Source organism: Serratia sp. CY33802, assembly GCF_052169095.1.
GTDB lineage: Bacteria > Pseudomonadota > Gammaproteobacteria > Enterobacterales > Enterobacteriaceae > Serratia > Serratia bockelmannii.
This window is the reverse complement of record NZ_JBJNLL010000001.1, coordinates 397,041-411,708: the sequence shown is the minus strand read 5'-3', so window position 1 is coordinate 411,708 and position 14,668 is coordinate 397,041. Positions and strand designations below refer to the sequence as shown.

13 protein-coding genes and 1 tRNA gene are annotated in these 14,668 nt (G+C 63.0%); 5 read left to right on the top strand and 9 right to left on the bottom strand.

Features of this window, described 5'->3' with window-relative positions:
• Positions 1 to 126: 126 nt before the first annotated feature.
• From ACJ8HA_RS01975 to citC, 7 genes are read right to left on the bottom strand one after another with little or no spacing between them, the layout of a single operon-like run.
• Positions 127 to 1,590 carry an anion permease gene (locus ACJ8HA_RS01975; protein ID WP_004940821.1) on the bottom strand — a complete coding sequence of 488 codons (1,464 nt, stop codon included), beginning with the start codon at positions 1,588 to 1,590 and terminating at the stop codon, positions 127 to 129.
• A gap of 25 nt (positions 1,591 to 1,615) precedes the next feature.
• Positions 1,616 to 2,500, bottom strand: a complete 885-nt coding sequence (gene citG / locus ACJ8HA_RS01970) for a triphosphoribosyl-dephospho-CoA synthase CitG (RefSeq protein WP_197813523.1) — start codon at positions 2,498 to 2,500, stop codon at positions 1,616 to 1,618.
• A complete protein-coding gene (gene citX / locus ACJ8HA_RS01965) occupies positions 2,481 to 3,029 on the bottom strand; it encodes a citrate lyase holo-[acyl-carrier protein] synthase (protein WP_142590231.1) in 549 nt (182 codons plus the stop codon). Before citX ends, citG begins: the two co-directional genes overlap by 20 nt.
• Positions 3,030 to 3,032: 3 nt before the next feature.
• Positions 3,033 to 4,538, bottom strand: coding sequence for a citrate lyase subunit alpha (citF, locus tag ACJ8HA_RS01960; protein WP_004940815.1), 1,506 nt, complete (start codon positions 4,536 to 4,538; stop codon positions 3,033 to 3,035).
• Positions 4,538 to 5,458, bottom strand: a complete 921-nt coding sequence (gene citE, locus ACJ8HA_RS01955; RefSeq protein WP_016927085.1) for a citrate (pro-3S)-lyase subunit beta — start codon at positions 5,456 to 5,458, stop codon at positions 4,538 to 4,540. The genes citF and citE overlap by 1 nt, the downstream gene beginning before the upstream one ends.
• Positions 5,442 to 5,750: a citrate lyase acyl carrier protein gene (citD, locus tag ACJ8HA_RS01950; RefSeq protein WP_019452464.1), complete on the bottom strand. Its 309-nt coding sequence runs from the start codon at positions 5,748 to 5,750 to the stop codon at positions 5,442 to 5,444. The genes citE and citD overlap by 17 nt, the downstream gene beginning before the upstream one ends.
• The gene (citC, locus tag ACJ8HA_RS01945) at positions 5,750 to 6,820 is read right to left on the bottom strand and encodes a [citrate (pro-3S)-lyase] ligase (protein WP_004940809.1); all 1,071 of its coding nucleotides are present in this window, start codon (positions 6,818 to 6,820) and stop codon (positions 5,750 to 5,752) included. The genes citD and citC overlap by 1 nt, the downstream gene beginning before the upstream one ends.
• 313 nt (positions 6,821 to 7,133) lie before the next feature.
• On the opposite strand from citC, the gene dpiA reads away from it, so the two are divergent.
• The 3 genes from dpiA to ACJ8HA_RS01930 all read left to right on the top strand — a co-directional run bounded on the left by dpiA (position 7,134) and on the right by ACJ8HA_RS01930 (position 11,202).
• Positions 7,134 to 7,820, top strand: coding sequence for a two-component response regulator DpiA (gene dpiA / locus ACJ8HA_RS01940; protein ID WP_004940807.1), 687 nt, complete (start codon positions 7,134 to 7,136; stop codon positions 7,818 to 7,820).
• A gap of 102 nt (positions 7,821 to 7,922) precedes the next feature.
• Entirely contained in the window at positions 7,923 to 11,012 is a 3,090-nt protein-coding gene (locus ACJ8HA_RS01935; RefSeq protein ID WP_197813525.1) for a beta-galactosidase, read from the top strand.
• 114 nt (positions 11,013 to 11,126) lie between these two features.
• Positions 11,127 to 11,202: transfer RNA gene (locus ACJ8HA_RS01930), tRNA-Asn, on the top strand.
• Between the two features lie 97 nt (positions 11,203 to 11,299).
• On the opposite strand, the gene ACJ8HA_RS01925 is transcribed toward ACJ8HA_RS01930, so the two are convergent.
• Complete coding sequence (locus tag ACJ8HA_RS01925) at positions 11,300 to 12,133, bottom strand: oxidoreductase (protein WP_197813478.1); 834 nt, start codon at positions 12,131 to 12,133, stop codon at positions 11,300 to 11,302.
• Between the two features lie 105 nt (positions 12,134 to 12,238).
• Here ACJ8HA_RS01925 and ACJ8HA_RS01920 point away from each other — a divergent pair, with 105 nt between their 5' ends.
• Together ACJ8HA_RS01920 and ACJ8HA_RS01915 are read left to right on the top strand one after the other, a co-directional pair.
• Positions 12,239 to 13,159, top strand: coding sequence for an AraC family transcriptional regulator (locus tag ACJ8HA_RS01920; RefSeq protein ID WP_033643719.1), 921 nt, complete (start codon positions 12,239 to 12,241; stop codon positions 13,157 to 13,159).
• A 54-nt stretch (positions 13,160 to 13,213) separates the two neighbouring features.
• On the top strand, positions 13,214 to 13,459 hold the full coding sequence (locus ACJ8HA_RS01915; protein WP_225735628.1) for an Lrp/AsnC ligand binding domain-containing protein: 246 nt from the start codon (positions 13,214 to 13,216) through the stop codon (positions 13,457 to 13,459).
• Here ACJ8HA_RS01915 and ACJ8HA_RS01910 read toward each other — a convergent pair.
• Positions 13,456 to 14,583 (bottom strand): MFS transporter, encoded by a 1,128-nt coding sequence (locus ACJ8HA_RS01910; RefSeq protein WP_123867417.1) that lies wholly within the window; start codon positions 14,581 to 14,583, stop codon positions 13,456 to 13,458. The two genes, ACJ8HA_RS01915 and ACJ8HA_RS01910, sit on opposite strands and share 4 nt — an antisense overlap.
• Positions 14,584 to 14,668: the final 85 nt, after the last annotated feature.

The window sequence follows — 14,668 nt, the reverse complement described above, 5'->3', positions numbered from 1 at the left end:
TGATTATTTTTAAGGTGTTAGCGTTTGCCTGCGTATGATGGCGGGGTTAGTGTGACAAGTGTGTGACAGGGTTCACGGGAAAGGATCGTAACCGCGGCCACCGGGCGGTGGCCGCGTGGCTTCAACTCAGTACCACAGGCTCATGATCGGCCAGCCGATCAGCAGCAGCGCGGCGATGTACACCACGCCGAGAATGCCGCCCAGGCGCCAGTAGTCTTTCGATTTCACGTAGCCACAGCCGTAGATGATCACCCCCGGCCCGGTGGCGTACGGCGTCAGCACGCCCATGATACCGATCGACAGCACCAGCAGCATCGACAGCTGTTCCATCGGCACGCCCGGCAGCCCTTTGCCGACCGCCAGGATCACCGGCAGCATGGTGGCGGTGTGCGCCGACAGGCTGGCGAACAGGTAGTGGGCGAAGTAGAACACCAGCACCAGCGCCACCACCGTCATGTTCGGCGAGAAGCCGTCCAGGTGGGTGCTCATGGTCTGGGCGAACCAGTCGATAAAGCCGGAACGCGTCAGGCCGTTGGCCATCACCACCAGCGTCGCCAGGTTAACCAGCGTATTCCAGGCGCTGGAGTATTTGGTGATCTCTTTCCACGACACCACGTGCAGCGCCAGCATCAGCGACACCGCCAGCAGGCATACCGCGGTGGCGTCCAGCATTTTGCCGCCGAACACCCACAGACACAGGCTGAGCAGCACCAGGCCGATCAGGGTGTACTCCTTGCGCGTCAGCTTGCCCATTTCCCCCAGCGCGGTATCCGCCCAGGCGGCCACTTCGCTGCTGTGGGTCACGCCCGGTTTGTACAGGTAGTAGGAGATCAGCGGCGCGATGATCAGCAGCAGCAGGCCGACCGGCAGGAACGCCAGGAACCACTGCATCCAGCTGATGTGCACCCCGGCAATCTTGCCGACGAACTCGATGCCCAAAACGTTCGGCGCGGCGCCGGTGACGAACATCGAGGAGCTGATGCTGGTGCCGACCACCATCATCCACATCAGGTAACCGCCGATGCGGCGCGAGGAGGGATCGTTAGGGAAAGAATCGAACAGCGGCGGCAGGTTTTTCACCACCGGGAACACCGTGCCGCCGGTGCGCGCGGTGTTGGACGGCGTGAACGGCGCCAGCAGGATATCGATGATCACCACCGCATAGCCCAGCGTCAGCGTGCGCTTGCCCATGAACTTCACCAGGAACAGCGCGATGCGCCGCCCCAGCCCGGTGGCCTCGTAGCCCAGCGCGAAGATAAAGGCGCCGAACACCAGCCAGACGGTGGTGCTGGAGAAGCCCGCCAGCCCCCATTTCAGCGCCTCTTTACCGGCCTTGAAGCCCGGCTCCGCCAGCTCCTGCGCGCCGAACAGCACCCAGTTGGCGCTGAGCACGCTGACGGTCACCGCGATAAAGCTGATGGCGGTGGCCGGGATCGGCTCCAGAATCATGCCGACGATCATCGCCACGAAGATGGCGAAGTAGTGCCAGGCCTGCGGCGGCATGCCGTCGGGCACCGGTATCAATAACAGGATCGCGAGCACCGCCAGCGGCGCTATCGCTTTCCAGATCTTTTCCTGGGTTTGGGACATAGGGACTCTCCTGAAGGCTTGGTTATTATTCTTGGGCACCCAGCTGCGCCAGCAGCCAGGTCACTATCAACAGGTCGGCGCTGCCGCCGGGGCTGAGGTTACGGGCGATGCAGTCGGCATCGAAGCGTTGCAGGCGCGCCAGGCCCGCCTCCCCGGCCGAGCCGCCCTGCGCCAGCAGCCAGGCCGCCCGGCGCCGCAGCCAGCGCAGCCCGTGCAGGCCGCCGCGCGAGGCGACGTTGGTGTCGTCGTTGTGGGCCATCAGCCACAGCAGGCTGTCCAGCAGCGCCCGCTGTTCGTCGCCATCGGCGGCCAGCCGTTGCCGATACAGCGGCAGCGCGCCGTCAAGCACCAACCGAAAACCGGACTCCGCCTCGCCGCGTGCGCCGCTCAGCCCGTGCGCGGCGAACAGCCGCTGGCCGGCGGTCTGCCCGGCGTTGTTGCGCCGCAGCTCACGCTCCACCAGCCCCCTGCACATCGCCGCCACCTCGGCGCACAGCGCCTCCGCGCCGATGGCTTGCCCTTGCTGCTGCAGGCGGCCGAAGGCGGTGCACAGCAACCCGAGTGAGAACACGCTGCCCTTGTGGGTGTTAATGCCGCCGGTGGCGCGAAACATCTGGTTTTCGCAGGCCAGGCCAAGCGGCCGCAGCCGCGCCAGCTGCTGCTCTGCCGGCAAAACGGCGTCTTCGCGCCCGCGTTGGATAAAGCGCGGCAGCCACACGCCGATGGCGCGGGCGCTGCGGTAGAAGTGCCCGAGATCCATGTCGCGGTGAGCGCCGGTGTTATGGCGATCCACCAGCCCCGGTTTGGGCGTGAGGTTGACCTCCACCAGCAGCGCGCGGAAAGCGGCGCGGGCGAAGCCGCAGGCCGGCTCGGTGTGACGGGCGGGTGGATTAATCGGCAGAGATCGCATCGTTGAACATCCTTTCCATTTCATGCAGCAGCTGCTCGCTGCTATGCCTCCGCTGGCGGGCGCAGATCTTGGCCGGTTGGCCGCACAGCAGGCAGCGCCGTTCCGGCAGGCCGATGTCGCGGCGCGACAAAATGCGCCCCTGCGTATCCAGCACGTCGATATCCCACAGTCGGCCGATCGGGCGGCTCACCTCCAGCTGCATGGCGCAGTCTTTCACCCGCTGGGCATCGGCGCGCAGCGCCACAAACCCTTCGCAACCGGTGGCGAGCGCCAGCGCCTCGGCCTGCGGGCTGGGCCAACCCTGTTCGGCGCACAGCCGCAGCAGCGCCGCCCACCCCAGGTTGAAGATGCCGCGCGTCAACGCGCTGTCCTTCACCGGGCCGGGCACCACCAGCGTCAGCACCAGCAGCGTGCACTCGTGCTGCGCCAGCCACGCCTGCTGGCGCGCTTGGCGGCATTCGCGGCTGGTGAGCAGCTCCGGCAGGCTGACCGCGCGTTCGGCGGCCAGTTGGTGATCGACGGCGGCCATCGGTTACTCCGCCACCTGATGCACCACGTCGATCACCGAGCCGTCGCGGTAGCGCACCACCGCCACCACCTTGTCGGTAAACGCGATCGGCTGCGGTTCGCCGGTCAGCTGCAGCGCGCGGGCGCGCAGCCAGTCAATGCTCACCACCTCGAGCCCAGCCTCCCGCAGGCGCTGCGCCAGCTCCGGCCGCGCCGGGTTGACGGCGATGCCGTGGTCGGTCACCAGAATGTCGATGCTGGAGCCCGGCGTGACGCAGGTGGTCACCTGCTCCACCAGCGTCGGGATGCGCCCGCGCACCAACGGCGCGACAATGATCGCCAGCCGCGCGGCGGCGGCGGTGTCGCAGTGGCCGCCGGACGCGCCGCGCAGCACCCCGTCGGAGCCGGTCAGCACGTTAACGTTGAAGCCGGTGTCGATTTCCAGCGCGCTCAGCACCACCACGTCGAGCCGATCGACCGACGCGCCCTTGGAGCTGAAGTTGGCGTACTGGTTGGCGCTGATTTCGATATGGCGCGGGTTGCGCGCCAGCGAGGTCGCCGCCGCCCGATCGAAGCTCTGCACGTCCAGCAGCTTGCCGATCAACCCTTTCTCGTGCAGATCCACCATGGTCGAGGTGATGCCGCCGAGGGCGAACGCGGCGCGAATGCCGCGGGCGCGCATCTTATCCTCCAGGAACCGGGTCACCGCCAGCGAGGCGCCGCCGGTGCCGGTTTGCAGCGAGAACCCTTCGGTGAAGTAGCCGGAACCGGCGATCACCTCGGCGGCGCGGCGGGCGATCAGCAGCTCGCGCGGGTTCGAAGTCATGCGCGTGGCGTCGGCGCCGATTTTGTCGGCATCGCCCACCCGCTCCAGCTGCACGATCAGATCCACCCGATCCTGCGCCAGGCTGGCGGGATGATGCGGATACGGCACCAGCTGCTCGGTCAGCAGCACCACGGTGCCCGCCGCCTCGGCGTCCACCCGCGCATAGCCGAGCGAGCCGCAGCAGGCTTCACCGCTGTAGCCGTTGGCGTTGCCGAACTCATCGCAGGCCGGCACGCCGAGGAAGGCCACGTCTATCTTCAGCTCGCCGGACTCGATCAGGTTGACCCGGCCGCCGTGCGAGTGAATTTGCACCGGCTCCGCCAACAGGCCGCGCGAAACGGCGTCCGCCAACGGGCCGCGCAGCCCGGAGGTGTAAATGCGGCTCACCACGCCGTGGCGGATATGCTCAACCAGCGGCGCATGGCAGTCGGTCAGCGAGCTGGAGGCCAGCGTCAGGTTGCGGAACCCCATCGCCGCCAGCGTCTCCATCACCTGATTGAGGGTCAAATCGCCACCGCGAAACGCATGGTGGAAGGAGATGGTCATGCCGTCCTGCAGTCCGCTGCGGCGCACCGCTTCCTGCAAGGAGTCGCACAGCTTGAGATCGCGCGGTTTGCGCGCCTGCAGGTTGGCTTTGGACACGTCCTGATAGCCCGGCAGATCCGCCGGGTTGGCGAAGGTCATCAATCGTTGTTGGCGGTTCATCATGCTTCCTCCCCGTGCTGCGCCGGTTCTTCCCGCAAGCCGGACAGCGCGGCGCGCTCCAGCACCAGCCGGGCGCGTTCAATCACCGGGCTGTCGACCATTTTTCCGTTGAGCGACACCACGCCGCGCCCTTCCCGCTCCGCCGCTTCGGCGGCGTCCACCACCCGCTGCGCGTGCGCCACCTCTTTGGCGGTCGGCGCGTACAGGTTGTGCAGCAGCTCAATCTGGCGCGGGTTAATCAGCGATTTACCGTCGAAGCCGAGCTGTTTGATCAGCGCCGCTTCCTGCAGGAAGCCGGCTTCGTTATTGGCGTCGGAATAGACGGTGTCGAACGCCTGAATGCCGGCGGCGCGCGCCGCCTGCAGCAGCGAACAACGGGCGAACAGCAGCTCGATGCCCTCCGGCGAGCGCTCGGTGCGCAGGTTGCGCACGTAGTCTTCCGCCCCCAGCGCGATGCCGATAAGCCGCGGCGAAGCGTGCGCGATCGCCACCGCGTTGGTGATGCCCTGCGCCGATTCGATCGCCGCCAGCAGCCCGGTGCTGCCGACCGGCCGGCCGCAGGCCGCTTCGATGGCGGCAATCTCGCGCTCCATGTCGACAACGTCCTGCGCGCTGTCGGTCTTCGGCAAGCGCACGATGTCCGCGCCGCCGCGCACCACCGCCTGCAAGTCCGCCAGGCCGTAGGCGGAGTCGAGCGCATTGACGCGCACGATGGTTTCCACCTCCTGGTACAGCGGGTGCTGCAGCGCGTGGTACACCAGCCGGCGCGCCGCGTCTTTTTCACGCAGGATCACCGAGTCTTCCAGATCGAACATCAGGGCGTCGGCCTGGTAGATAAAGGCATTGCTGACCATCGCCGCATTGGCGCCGGGAACGAACAGCATGCTGCGGCGCAGCCGGGTTTTATTCAGCGTTTTCATCTTTCGCCTCCCACGGCAGTTGGCCGCCCTCGCAGGCGCGCATCAGCGCGGTTTCCAGCCGGGCGCGCAGCACGCAGTCCAGCGCCCCCTTGTCGTCGACGATCACCTGCACCGGCTCCACCTCATAGCGCTGCAGCACCTCCAGCAGGGTGTGGCGTATCGCCGCGCCGAACTGTTTTTCCACGCTGCTGGCGATCAACAGATCGTGCTGCGGCCCCTCGGCGGGCGCGATGCGCACCATGACATCGCTGGATTCCAGCGTGCCGGCCATTGCTTCTCGGATAATTTTCATCATTCACCTGATTGTGCGGACTCAAAAGGATGCGGGGCCGCCTTGGCCCGGCGCTGCGTTTGCAGATCCTGCAGGTAGTACAGGGTGTCCGGCGGTACCAGCGGCGCGGCGGCGTGGAAGTCCCCCGCCGCCAGCAGCTTGCGCACCCAGGAGGCGGAGATCGCCGTGCCCTGATATTGCAAACGCTCGATTTCCACCAGCGCGATCGGCGGGCTGGGCAGCGCCGGCGTTTCCAGCCAGTAGCGCATGTCGCGGTTGTACTTCGCGGTCACCGCGCAGAACGGCTCGTTGCCGACAAAGCGGTGGGTAATGCCCAGCGCGGGCGCCAGATACTGGCGGAAGATCTTCAGATCGATTTCGGTGTAACAGTCGTCGGCCACGCCCTGATCCTTGATGAAGTAACAGGGGAAGGTGGCGCGCGAGATCACGTACTGCGAGCCTTCGTGTACCGTGAGGTTGGGAATATCGGCGGTGCCGGCCAGCACCAGCCGGCGCCGGTCTTCATAGCTGAAGCGCGAGGTGTTTTCCTTCACCAGAAACAGGTGCAGCCAGTCGCAACGTTTGGCCGCCTGACGCACCAGATACTGATGCCCGCGGGTGAAGGGGTTGGCGTTCATCACGATGCTGCCGATGGTATCGCCCGGCCGACGTTGGCTCGCCAGTTGGGCGGCGTAGCGCTTCAGGCGACACGGGCTGTTTTCCATCAGCACCACGATGCCCGGCACGGTGGCGATCGGGTAGAAACCGCACTGGCGGAACAGCGGCTCGTTCTGCACCTTGGTGTAGATAAACAGCTGAGTGTGATGGCGCTCGTAGGCCAGGTTCACCAGCTCGGTCGCCAGCGCCAGCGCCAACCCTTCGCCACGCATCAGCGGACTGATGGCGACGCATTTGATAATATTGTCGGCGATACCGCCGCAGGCGACCAATTTGTCGTGCTGGGTAACGGTAATAAATATTTCAACCGTGGTGTCGATATTCAGATCGTTACTGCGCAAGAAGGCGCTTATTTCCGAAATCGCTTTATGATCCGATCGCTTTACCCGATTAAATACGGCATCGCCTAACATAACACGCTCTCTGGGTTAACTGACAAACAACAAGTTAAATACAAAAAGGCATTTTAATTAACATCAACAAGGATAATTAAAACCTTAAAAACCATGGAGATAAACGCCGCTTCGCGTTCGATAAAGCAATGGTAAACAGAAAAAAAACGCCGATTATTGACCTATTTCACAAACCGTTCCCGGTTAATAAGTTATTTAATGTTCTTTATTTGCTTAATTAATCTTATGGTGTTTATTATTGAGATAATCTTTATTTGGCGCCGCAGTTTACTTACATTCATTTAGCATCTTGATTGCAATAGTAGGTTTCATTATGGAATGGCTGAACATCCTGATCGTTGAAGACGAAACGCCGCTGGCGGAAATGCACGCGGAGTTTATCCGCCAGAACGGCGGCTGCCGCCAGATTTGGCTGGCCGGCACCCTGGCGCAGGCGCGCGCCATGACCGAGCGCTTCAAGCCGGACCTGATTCTGCTGGACAACTTTCTGCCGGACGGCCAGGGCATCACCCTGCTGCGCGAACTGACGCTGAGCGGGTATCGCGGCGGCATCGTGTTCATCACCGCCGCCAGCGACATGGCCACCGTGGCCGAGGCGTTGCGTTACGGCGTGTTCGACTACCTGATCAAACCGCTGGCCTATGACCGGCTGAGCCAGACCCTGCAGCGCTTCAGCCAACGCCGCGAAGCGCTGAAGGACAAAGCGCGCCTCAACCAGCGCCGCATCGACGAGATGTTCAACACCTATGCCCGCGGCGAGCAGCAGGCGGCGCTGCCCGCCGGCATCGACGAGCTGACGCTGGGCAAGATCCGCGCGCTGTTCGCCGAACCCGCCGCGCGCCACACCGCTGAAAGCGTTGCGCAAAAAATGGGGCTCAGCCGCACCACCGCGCGCCGTTATCTGGAGTTTTGTACCGCCGCACAGCAGCTGCGCGCCGAGATCATTTACGGCAAGGTCGGCCGCCCACAGCGGATCTACCGCGCCGGCGAACCGCATTAACGGTTATTTGATCGCCCTTGCAAGGTTGCGTGTAACCGCTTTACTTTTTATGCGCCGGTCAGCATCTTGGTGAGCATCACCTAGCCGACAGGACGATCGCCGATGCCCGCTGCGCCCCTTGCTTCCCTGACCGAGATCCTCGCCCGCCGTGACTGGCAAAACCCGGCCTGCACCCACTACCGCCGGCTGGACGCTCACCCGCCGTTCGCCAGCTGGCGCACGGTGGAAGACGCGCGCGACGATGCCCCCAGCGCCAGCCGCCGGTCGCTGAACGGCGAGTGGCGCTTCAGCTATTTCCCGCGCCCAGAGGCGGCACTGGAAGGCTGGCTGCAGCAGGATCTGCCGGACGCCGCCCCGCTGACGGTGCCAGGCAACTGGCAGCTCGCCGGCTACGATGCGCCGATCTACACCAACGTGCGCTACCCGTTCCCGGTCGATCCGCCGCGCGTGCCGGAAGACAACCCGACCGGCTGCTACTCGCGCACCTTCAGCGTCGATCCGGCCTGGCTGGCCGCCGGCCAGACGCGCGTTATCTTCGACGGCGTCAACTCGGCGTTCTATTTATGGTGCAACGGCCACTGGGTCGGCTATTCGCAGGACAGCCGCCTGCCGGCGGAGTTCGATCTCAGCCCGTGGCTGCGGCCGGGTGAAAACCGGCTGGCGGTGATGGTGCTGCGCTGGTGCGACGGCAGCTATCTGGAAGATCAGGACATGTGGCGCATGAGCGGCATCTTCCGCGACGTCAGCCTGCTGCACAAACCCGCCGCGCACCTGAGTGATGTGCGCATCACCACGCCGCTGCATGACAGCTTTACCCGCGGCGAACTGGTGGTGACGGCGCGCGCCAACCGGCCCGGCCCGCTGCAGGTGCAGGTTCAGCTGTGGCGCGATGGCGCGCGGGTGGCCGAACGCACCCAGCCGCTCGGCAGCGAGATCGTGGACGAGCGCGGCGCCTATGACGATCGCGCCACGCTGCGCCTGCCGGTGGAACGCCCGGCGCTGTGGAGCGCCGAAACGCCCGCGCTGTATCGCGCCACCGTCGCCCTGCTCTCGCCCGAGGGGGAGATTATCGAGGTGGAGGCCTATGACGTCGGCTTCCGTCAGGTAGAAATCAGCGGCGGGTTGCTGAAGCTCAACGGACAGCCGCTGCTGATCCGCGGCGTTAACCGCCACGAGCATCATCCGCGCCACGGCCAGGTGATGGACGAGGCGACGATGCGCCACGACATCCTGCTGATGAAGCAGCACAACTTCAACGCGGTGCGCTGCTCGCATTACCCCAATCACCCGCTGTGGTACCGGCTGTGCGACCGTTACGGGCTGTACGTGGTGGACGAAGCCAATATCGAGACCCACGGCATGCAGCCGATGAACCGGTTGGCTGACGATCCGCTGTGGCTGCCGGCGATGAGCGAGCGCGTCACCCGCATGGTGCAACGCGATCGCAACCACCCTTGCATCATTATCTGGTCGCTGGGCAACGAGTCCGGCCACGGCGTAAACCACGACGCGCTGTACCGCTGGGTGAAAAGCCAGGATCCGACCCGCCCGGTGCAATATGAAGGCGGCGGCGCCGACACCGCCGCCACCGACATCATCTGCCCGATGTATGCGCGAGTGGATCAGGATCAGCCGTTCCCGGCGGTGCCCAAATGGGCGATCGGCAAGTGGATCGGCCTGCCGGAGGAGCCGCGCCCGCTGATCCTGTGCGAATACGCCCATGCGATGGGCAACAGCTTCGGCGGCTTTGAGCGTTACTGGCGCGCGTTCCACCATTACCCGCGCCTGCAGGGCGGCTTTGTCTGGGACTGGGTCGATCAGGCGCTGATCAAACGCGACGAGCGCGGCGAAGAGTTCTGGGCCTACGGCGGCGACTTCGGCGACTCCCCCAACGATCGCCAGTTCTGCCTGAACGGGCTGGTGTTCGCGGATCGTACCCCACACCCGGCACTGTTCGAAGCGCAGCGGGCCCAGCAGCTGTTCCGCTTCGCCTTCGACGCCGCCTCGCTGACGCTGACCGTCACCAGCGATTACCTGTTCCGCCACACCGACAACGAACAGCTCAACTGGCGGCTGGAGCTGGACGGCGTGGAGCGCGCCAGCGGCAGCTTCGATCTGGCGCTGCCGCCGCAGGGCAGCACTCGCTTCACCCTGCTCGACCGGCTGCCGATGCTGCATCAGCCCGGCGAGCTGTGGCTGAACGTGGAGGTGGTGCAGCCGCAGGCCACCGACTGGTCCGAAGCGCACCACCGCTGCGCCTGGGATCAGTGGCGGGTGCCGCGCGCGCTGCATCCCGCCCCGCCGCCGGCGCAGGGCCTGCCGCCCACACTGACTGAAGACGAGCAGGGGCTGACGCTCACCCACGGCGACCAGCGCTGGCGCTTCGAGCGCAGCAGCGGCCACCTGACGCAGTGGTGGCAGAATGAACAGCCGCAGCTGCTGACGCCGCTGCGCGACGGCTTTGCGCGCGCGCCGATCGATAACGACATCGGCGTCAGCGAAGCGGACCATATCGATCCCAACGCCTGGGTCGAACGCTGGAAGCTGGCGGGCCTGTACCGGCTGGAGGAGCGCTGCACGCGGCTGCAGGCGGATGCGATGCAAAACGGCGTGCAGGTGGTGAGCGAACACCAGTTCGGCGTGGACGGGGAGATTTTGCTGATCAGCCGCAAACAGTGGCTGTTCGACGCGTTGGGCGCGGTGAGCGTGAACGTGGAGGTCGAGGTGGCCGACGCCCTGCCGCCGCCGGCGCGCATCGGCCTGCACTGCCAACTGGCGACGGTGCAGCCGCAGGCGGAATGGCTGGGCCTGGGCCCGCACGAGAACTACCCGGATCGCTGCCTGGCCGCGCAACACGGGCGCTGGCGCCTGCCGCTGGCGGATCTGCACACGCCGTATATTTTCCCCGGCGAGAACGGCCTGCGCTGCGACACCCGCAGCCTGCGCTACGGCGGCTGGCGCATCGACGGCCGCTTCCACTTCTCGCTCAGCCGCTACGGCCTGCAACAGCTGATGGCCTGCAGCCACCAGCATCTGCTGCAGCCGGAAGCAGGCACCTGGCTGCATCTGGACGGCTTCCATATGGGGGTGGGCGGCGACGATTCCTGGAGCCCGAGCGTGCACCGGGATTACCTGCTCACCGCCGGCGTTTACCGCTATCAGCTGCGCCTGCAGCGGGCGCCCGAGGGCTAAATCTGCCAAAAAACTCAACGGGTTGCGCATTCTGTAAGCAAACAGTCACAGAATGTGTAATCCGCCTTTGACATGCCGACGGCGCCTCGCTATTATTCGCCCCGTTCACACGATTCCTCTGTAGTTCAGTCGGTAGAACGGCGGACTGTTAATCCGTATGTCACTGGTTCGAGTCCAGTCAGAGGAGCCATATTTAGAGAAGCCCGCTCAGGGAAACCTGAGCGGGCTTTTTGCTGTTGGGCGGATCATAATCGGTGATCCCCTACACTCTCTCTACCCGACACCGTTCAGCCATCCGTTGAACGGGTGAGTTTCTCCCATTGTTCAATTTCCTTACCTAGCGCCTCGAGCTTTTGCCGCACCAAACTTAATGCGTCACTGCCTAACAACAGATGCGTTGGCGGGTTCCCGCTCTCGATCAATGCCAGCATGGCGTGAGCCGCCTTAACCGGATCGCCGAGTTGCTTGCCGCTTTTTTCCTGGCGCGCCTGACGAACAGGTTCAAATAGCGCGTCATAGTCAGGGACACGGCGAGGGCTGCGTACCATTGAACGCCCGGCCCAGTCCGTTCGAAACGAACCGGGCGCCACGGCGGTCACGTGTAGGTTGAACGGGGCAAGCTCTTTACTTAAGGTTTCTGATATTCCTTCCAGTGCAAATTTGCTGCCGCAGTAATAGCTGATACCGGGCAAGGTAATGAAACTGCCCATTGAGGTGATATTGATAATGTGGCCGCGACGGCGCTGGCGCATGCCCGGTAGCACGGCTTTGATCATCGCCACCGCGCCAAACACATTGACGTCAAACTGGCGGCGCAGCTCTGCAAGCGGGGATTCTTCCAGAATGCCTTCATGGCCGTAACCGGCATTGTTCACCAGCACATCTATCGGACCGACGGCGGACTCTATCTCTCCAACCACCTCATCAATACGTTCATCGTCCGTGACATCAAGCAGATAGCCAAAAGCCCGCTGCGTATCGAGCGCGGCGAAAGCCTGCAGTGCTTCGCTGTTGCGCACCGTCCCTACAACCCGATGCCCCACGGCGAGGGCTTCTCGCGCCAGCGCCTGACCAAAGCCACTGCTGACGCCGGTAATTAAAATCGTTTTTGCAGATGCCATAAAAAGAACTCCCATGAACCATGAAGGTTGCATGGTATTCTCTTCCCTGCCGTATTTTTAGGCCGTATTTTCTCTTTTTCTTGCCTGATTTTATGAGGTGGTGGGATGTCCGACATGATTGCACTGATGAATAGACTTGCGGTGCAAGAGGGATACAACCTCACTGCCCTACCTGATGTGCGAATTTTGCGTTCCGATCGCCCGCTTGCCAGAACGCCGGTGCTTTACGATCCGGGGATCGTGATCGTCTGCCAGGGCAGCAAACGCGGCTATTTCGGTCAACAGACCTATTTATATGATGAGCAGCACTACCTGGCGGTTTCGGTGCCGGTGCCGTTTGTGATGGAAACCGACGCGTCGGCAGCACATCCGCTGCTGGCGATTTATATGCATCTGGATTTTCAGCTTGCCGCGGAACTGATGTTGCAGATTGAACAGCATGGCGCCCCGCATCCTCCCGTCGCGCCGCAAAGCATGATGTCGAGCCCCATGGACAGCGCGGTAAAAATGGCCGTACTTCGCTTACTTGAAGTCCTGGCTAACCCACTTGAGGCGGCGATCCTCGGCCCGGCGCGGGTGCGTGAGCTTTATTTCCGCGTGCTGACAGGCGCACAGGGCAATGCAATGCGTGCCGCGCTGGCCTTGCAGGGGCAGTTTGGCAAAATCGGTAAAGCGTTGCAGCACATCCATGCCGCTTACGCGGAGCCGTTAACGCTGACACAGCTGGCGATGATGGCCGGCATGAGCGTGCCAACCTTTCATAGCCATTTCAAGGCGATAACGCAGATGCCGCCAATGCAGTATGTGAAATCGGTACGCCTGCACCAGGCACGGATGCTGATGGTGCGCCAACAAATCACCGCCGCCGCCGCGAGTTACGCCGTTGGCTATGAAAGCCCATCGCAATTTAACCGCGAATTCAAGCGTCTGTTTGGCCTGCCACCGGCAGAGGAGATAAAGCGTATGCAGCATCACTTTGCCATTCCGCCCGCGCAGCCTGCGTCGGTATTTGTTTCATCGCACTGAGGCTTATTCAGTATGGCGAACGCGACCTTGAGGTATAGAGTACTAACGTTTTTGGTGACCGATACCAGCAGCTTAGCTATCAAGCAACGCTCGCCCTTTTGCAGTTCACCAGCCGCAAGGAAGTGGAAGAATTGCATACCCTTTGCCGAGGACGGTTGCGTCTTTATCAAAGTACGCGCCGCCGATACCGAATCGCTGGAGAATTTCCTGATGGAGATCCAGAGCTTTGAGGGCGTACGCTCTGTGCGCAGCGACATCTCGCTTTCCACGTTTCTGGCGCGCGGGCCTTCGCCGGATTAAGGCGCACTGCTCTTCTGGCGTGAGGTGAAAAACGTCAACACTCCGGCGCAAAGCAGCAGCATGCTACTGATGGCAAAGGCGCTCTGCCAGCCGAGATGGTCAAACACCATGCCTCCTGTCGTTGAACCAAGCGCAATCGAGAGCTGAATCACCGCAACCATCAGTCCGCCTCCGGCTTCCGCATTGTCGGGAAGCGTGCGGGCAATCCATGTCCACCATCCCGTTGGGGCGGCGGTGGCCAGCATGCCCCAGAGACCTAACAGCAGCGAGACAGCCCAAACGTGATGCCCGGTAAGAATCAGGGCGACGGCAATGACGGCCATCAGCCCAGGGATAACCATCAACGTTAGGTAGAATTTCCTGTTGAGGAATGCCGAGACAACCAGCGTGCCAATAAAACCGGCCATGCCGATAATCAGTAAAATCAACGACAAGCCAGAGGAATCAACACGCGTCACCGTCTCCAGGAATGGGCGCACATAGGTAAATAGCGCAAACTGCCCCATAAAGAACAGGCCACAGGCCAGCATGCCAAGAGAGACAACAGGACGAGCGAACAGGCGGAGTACGGTTCCACGTGATGCAGGAGCTTTATTGCCGTTCATACCAGGCAAACTAACGCACTGCCAGATAAAGGCCACCACCGCGATAGGAACCAGGCACAAGAAAGCGCCTCGCCATCCGACAGTGGCGCCAAGGTAGCTCCCCAGCGGGGCTGCCACTACCGTCGCCAGCGCATTGCCGGCGTTGAAAATAGCCAGGGCACGCGCGACTTGATGTTGTGGCACCAGACGAATCGCCGTTGCCGCAGACATCGACCAGAATCCCCCGATCGCAATACCTATCATCGCGCGACCGGCCATATACACCAGATAACTGGAGGCCAGTGCGATAACGAGCCCCGACACGGCCATCAGAAACGTCATCCCCAGTAACAGGGACTTGCGATCCCTGTTTCCAGCCAGCGCCGAAAGCGTCAGGCTGGTCAGGACGGCCAGCGCGCCGGAGATGGCAATCCCCTGTCCTGCCAGTCCCTCCGTCACGCCTAAATCACGGGCAATCGGCGTAAGCAGGCTGACGGGCATAAATTCCGATGCAATCAGCACAAAGACGCACAGGGTCATGGCAAAAATGCCGCTCCAGTGAGCGTGCTGATTATTCGGTGATGGTGTTTGGCTAAGTATAGACATAGTCAGATTTCACAAAAGT

Bases quoted from the DNA above. Each gene is read 5' to 3' on its own strand.
- ACJ8HA_RS01975 (WP_004940821.1), bottom strand. From the start codon at position 1,590: ATGTCCCAAACCCAGGAAAAGATCTGGAAAGCGATAGCGCCGCTGGCG.
- citG (WP_197813523.1), bottom strand. From the start codon at position 2,500: ATGCGATCTCTGCCGATTAATCCACCCGCCCGTCACACCGAGCCGGCC.
- citX (WP_142590231.1), bottom strand. From the start codon at position 3,029: ATGGCCGCCGTCGATCACCAACTGGCCGCCGAACGCGCGGTCAGCCTG.
- citF (WP_004940815.1), bottom strand. From the start codon at position 4,538: ATGAACCGCCAACAACGATTGATGACCTTCGCCAACCCGGCGGATCTG.
- citE (WP_016927085.1), bottom strand. From the start codon at position 5,458: ATGAAAACGCTGAATAAAACCCGGCTGCGCCGCAGCATGCTGTTCGTT.
- citD (WP_019452464.1), bottom strand. From the start codon at position 5,750: ATGAAAATTATCCGAGAAGCAATGGCCGGCACGCTGGAATCCAGCGAT.
- citC (WP_004940809.1), bottom strand. From the start codon at position 6,820: ATGTTAGGCGATGCCGTATTTAATCGGGTAAAGCGATCGGATCATAAA.
- dpiA (WP_004940807.1), top strand. From the start codon at position 7,134: ATGGAATGGCTGAACATCCTGATCGTTGAAGACGAAACGCCGCTGGCG.
- ACJ8HA_RS01935 (WP_197813525.1), top strand. From the start codon at position 7,923: ATGCCCGCTGCGCCCCTTGCTTCCCTGACCGAGATCCTCGCCCGCCGT.
- ACJ8HA_RS01925 (WP_197813478.1), bottom strand. From the start codon at position 12,133: ATGGCATCTGCAAAAACGATTTTAATTACCGGCGTCAGCAGTGGCTTT.
- ACJ8HA_RS01920 (WP_033643719.1), top strand. From the start codon at position 12,239: ATGTCCGACATGATTGCACTGATGAATAGACTTGCGGTGCAAGAGGGA.
- ACJ8HA_RS01910 (WP_123867417.1), bottom strand. From the start codon at position 14,583: ATGACCCTGTGCGTCTTTGTGCTGATTGCATCGGAATTTATGCCCGTC.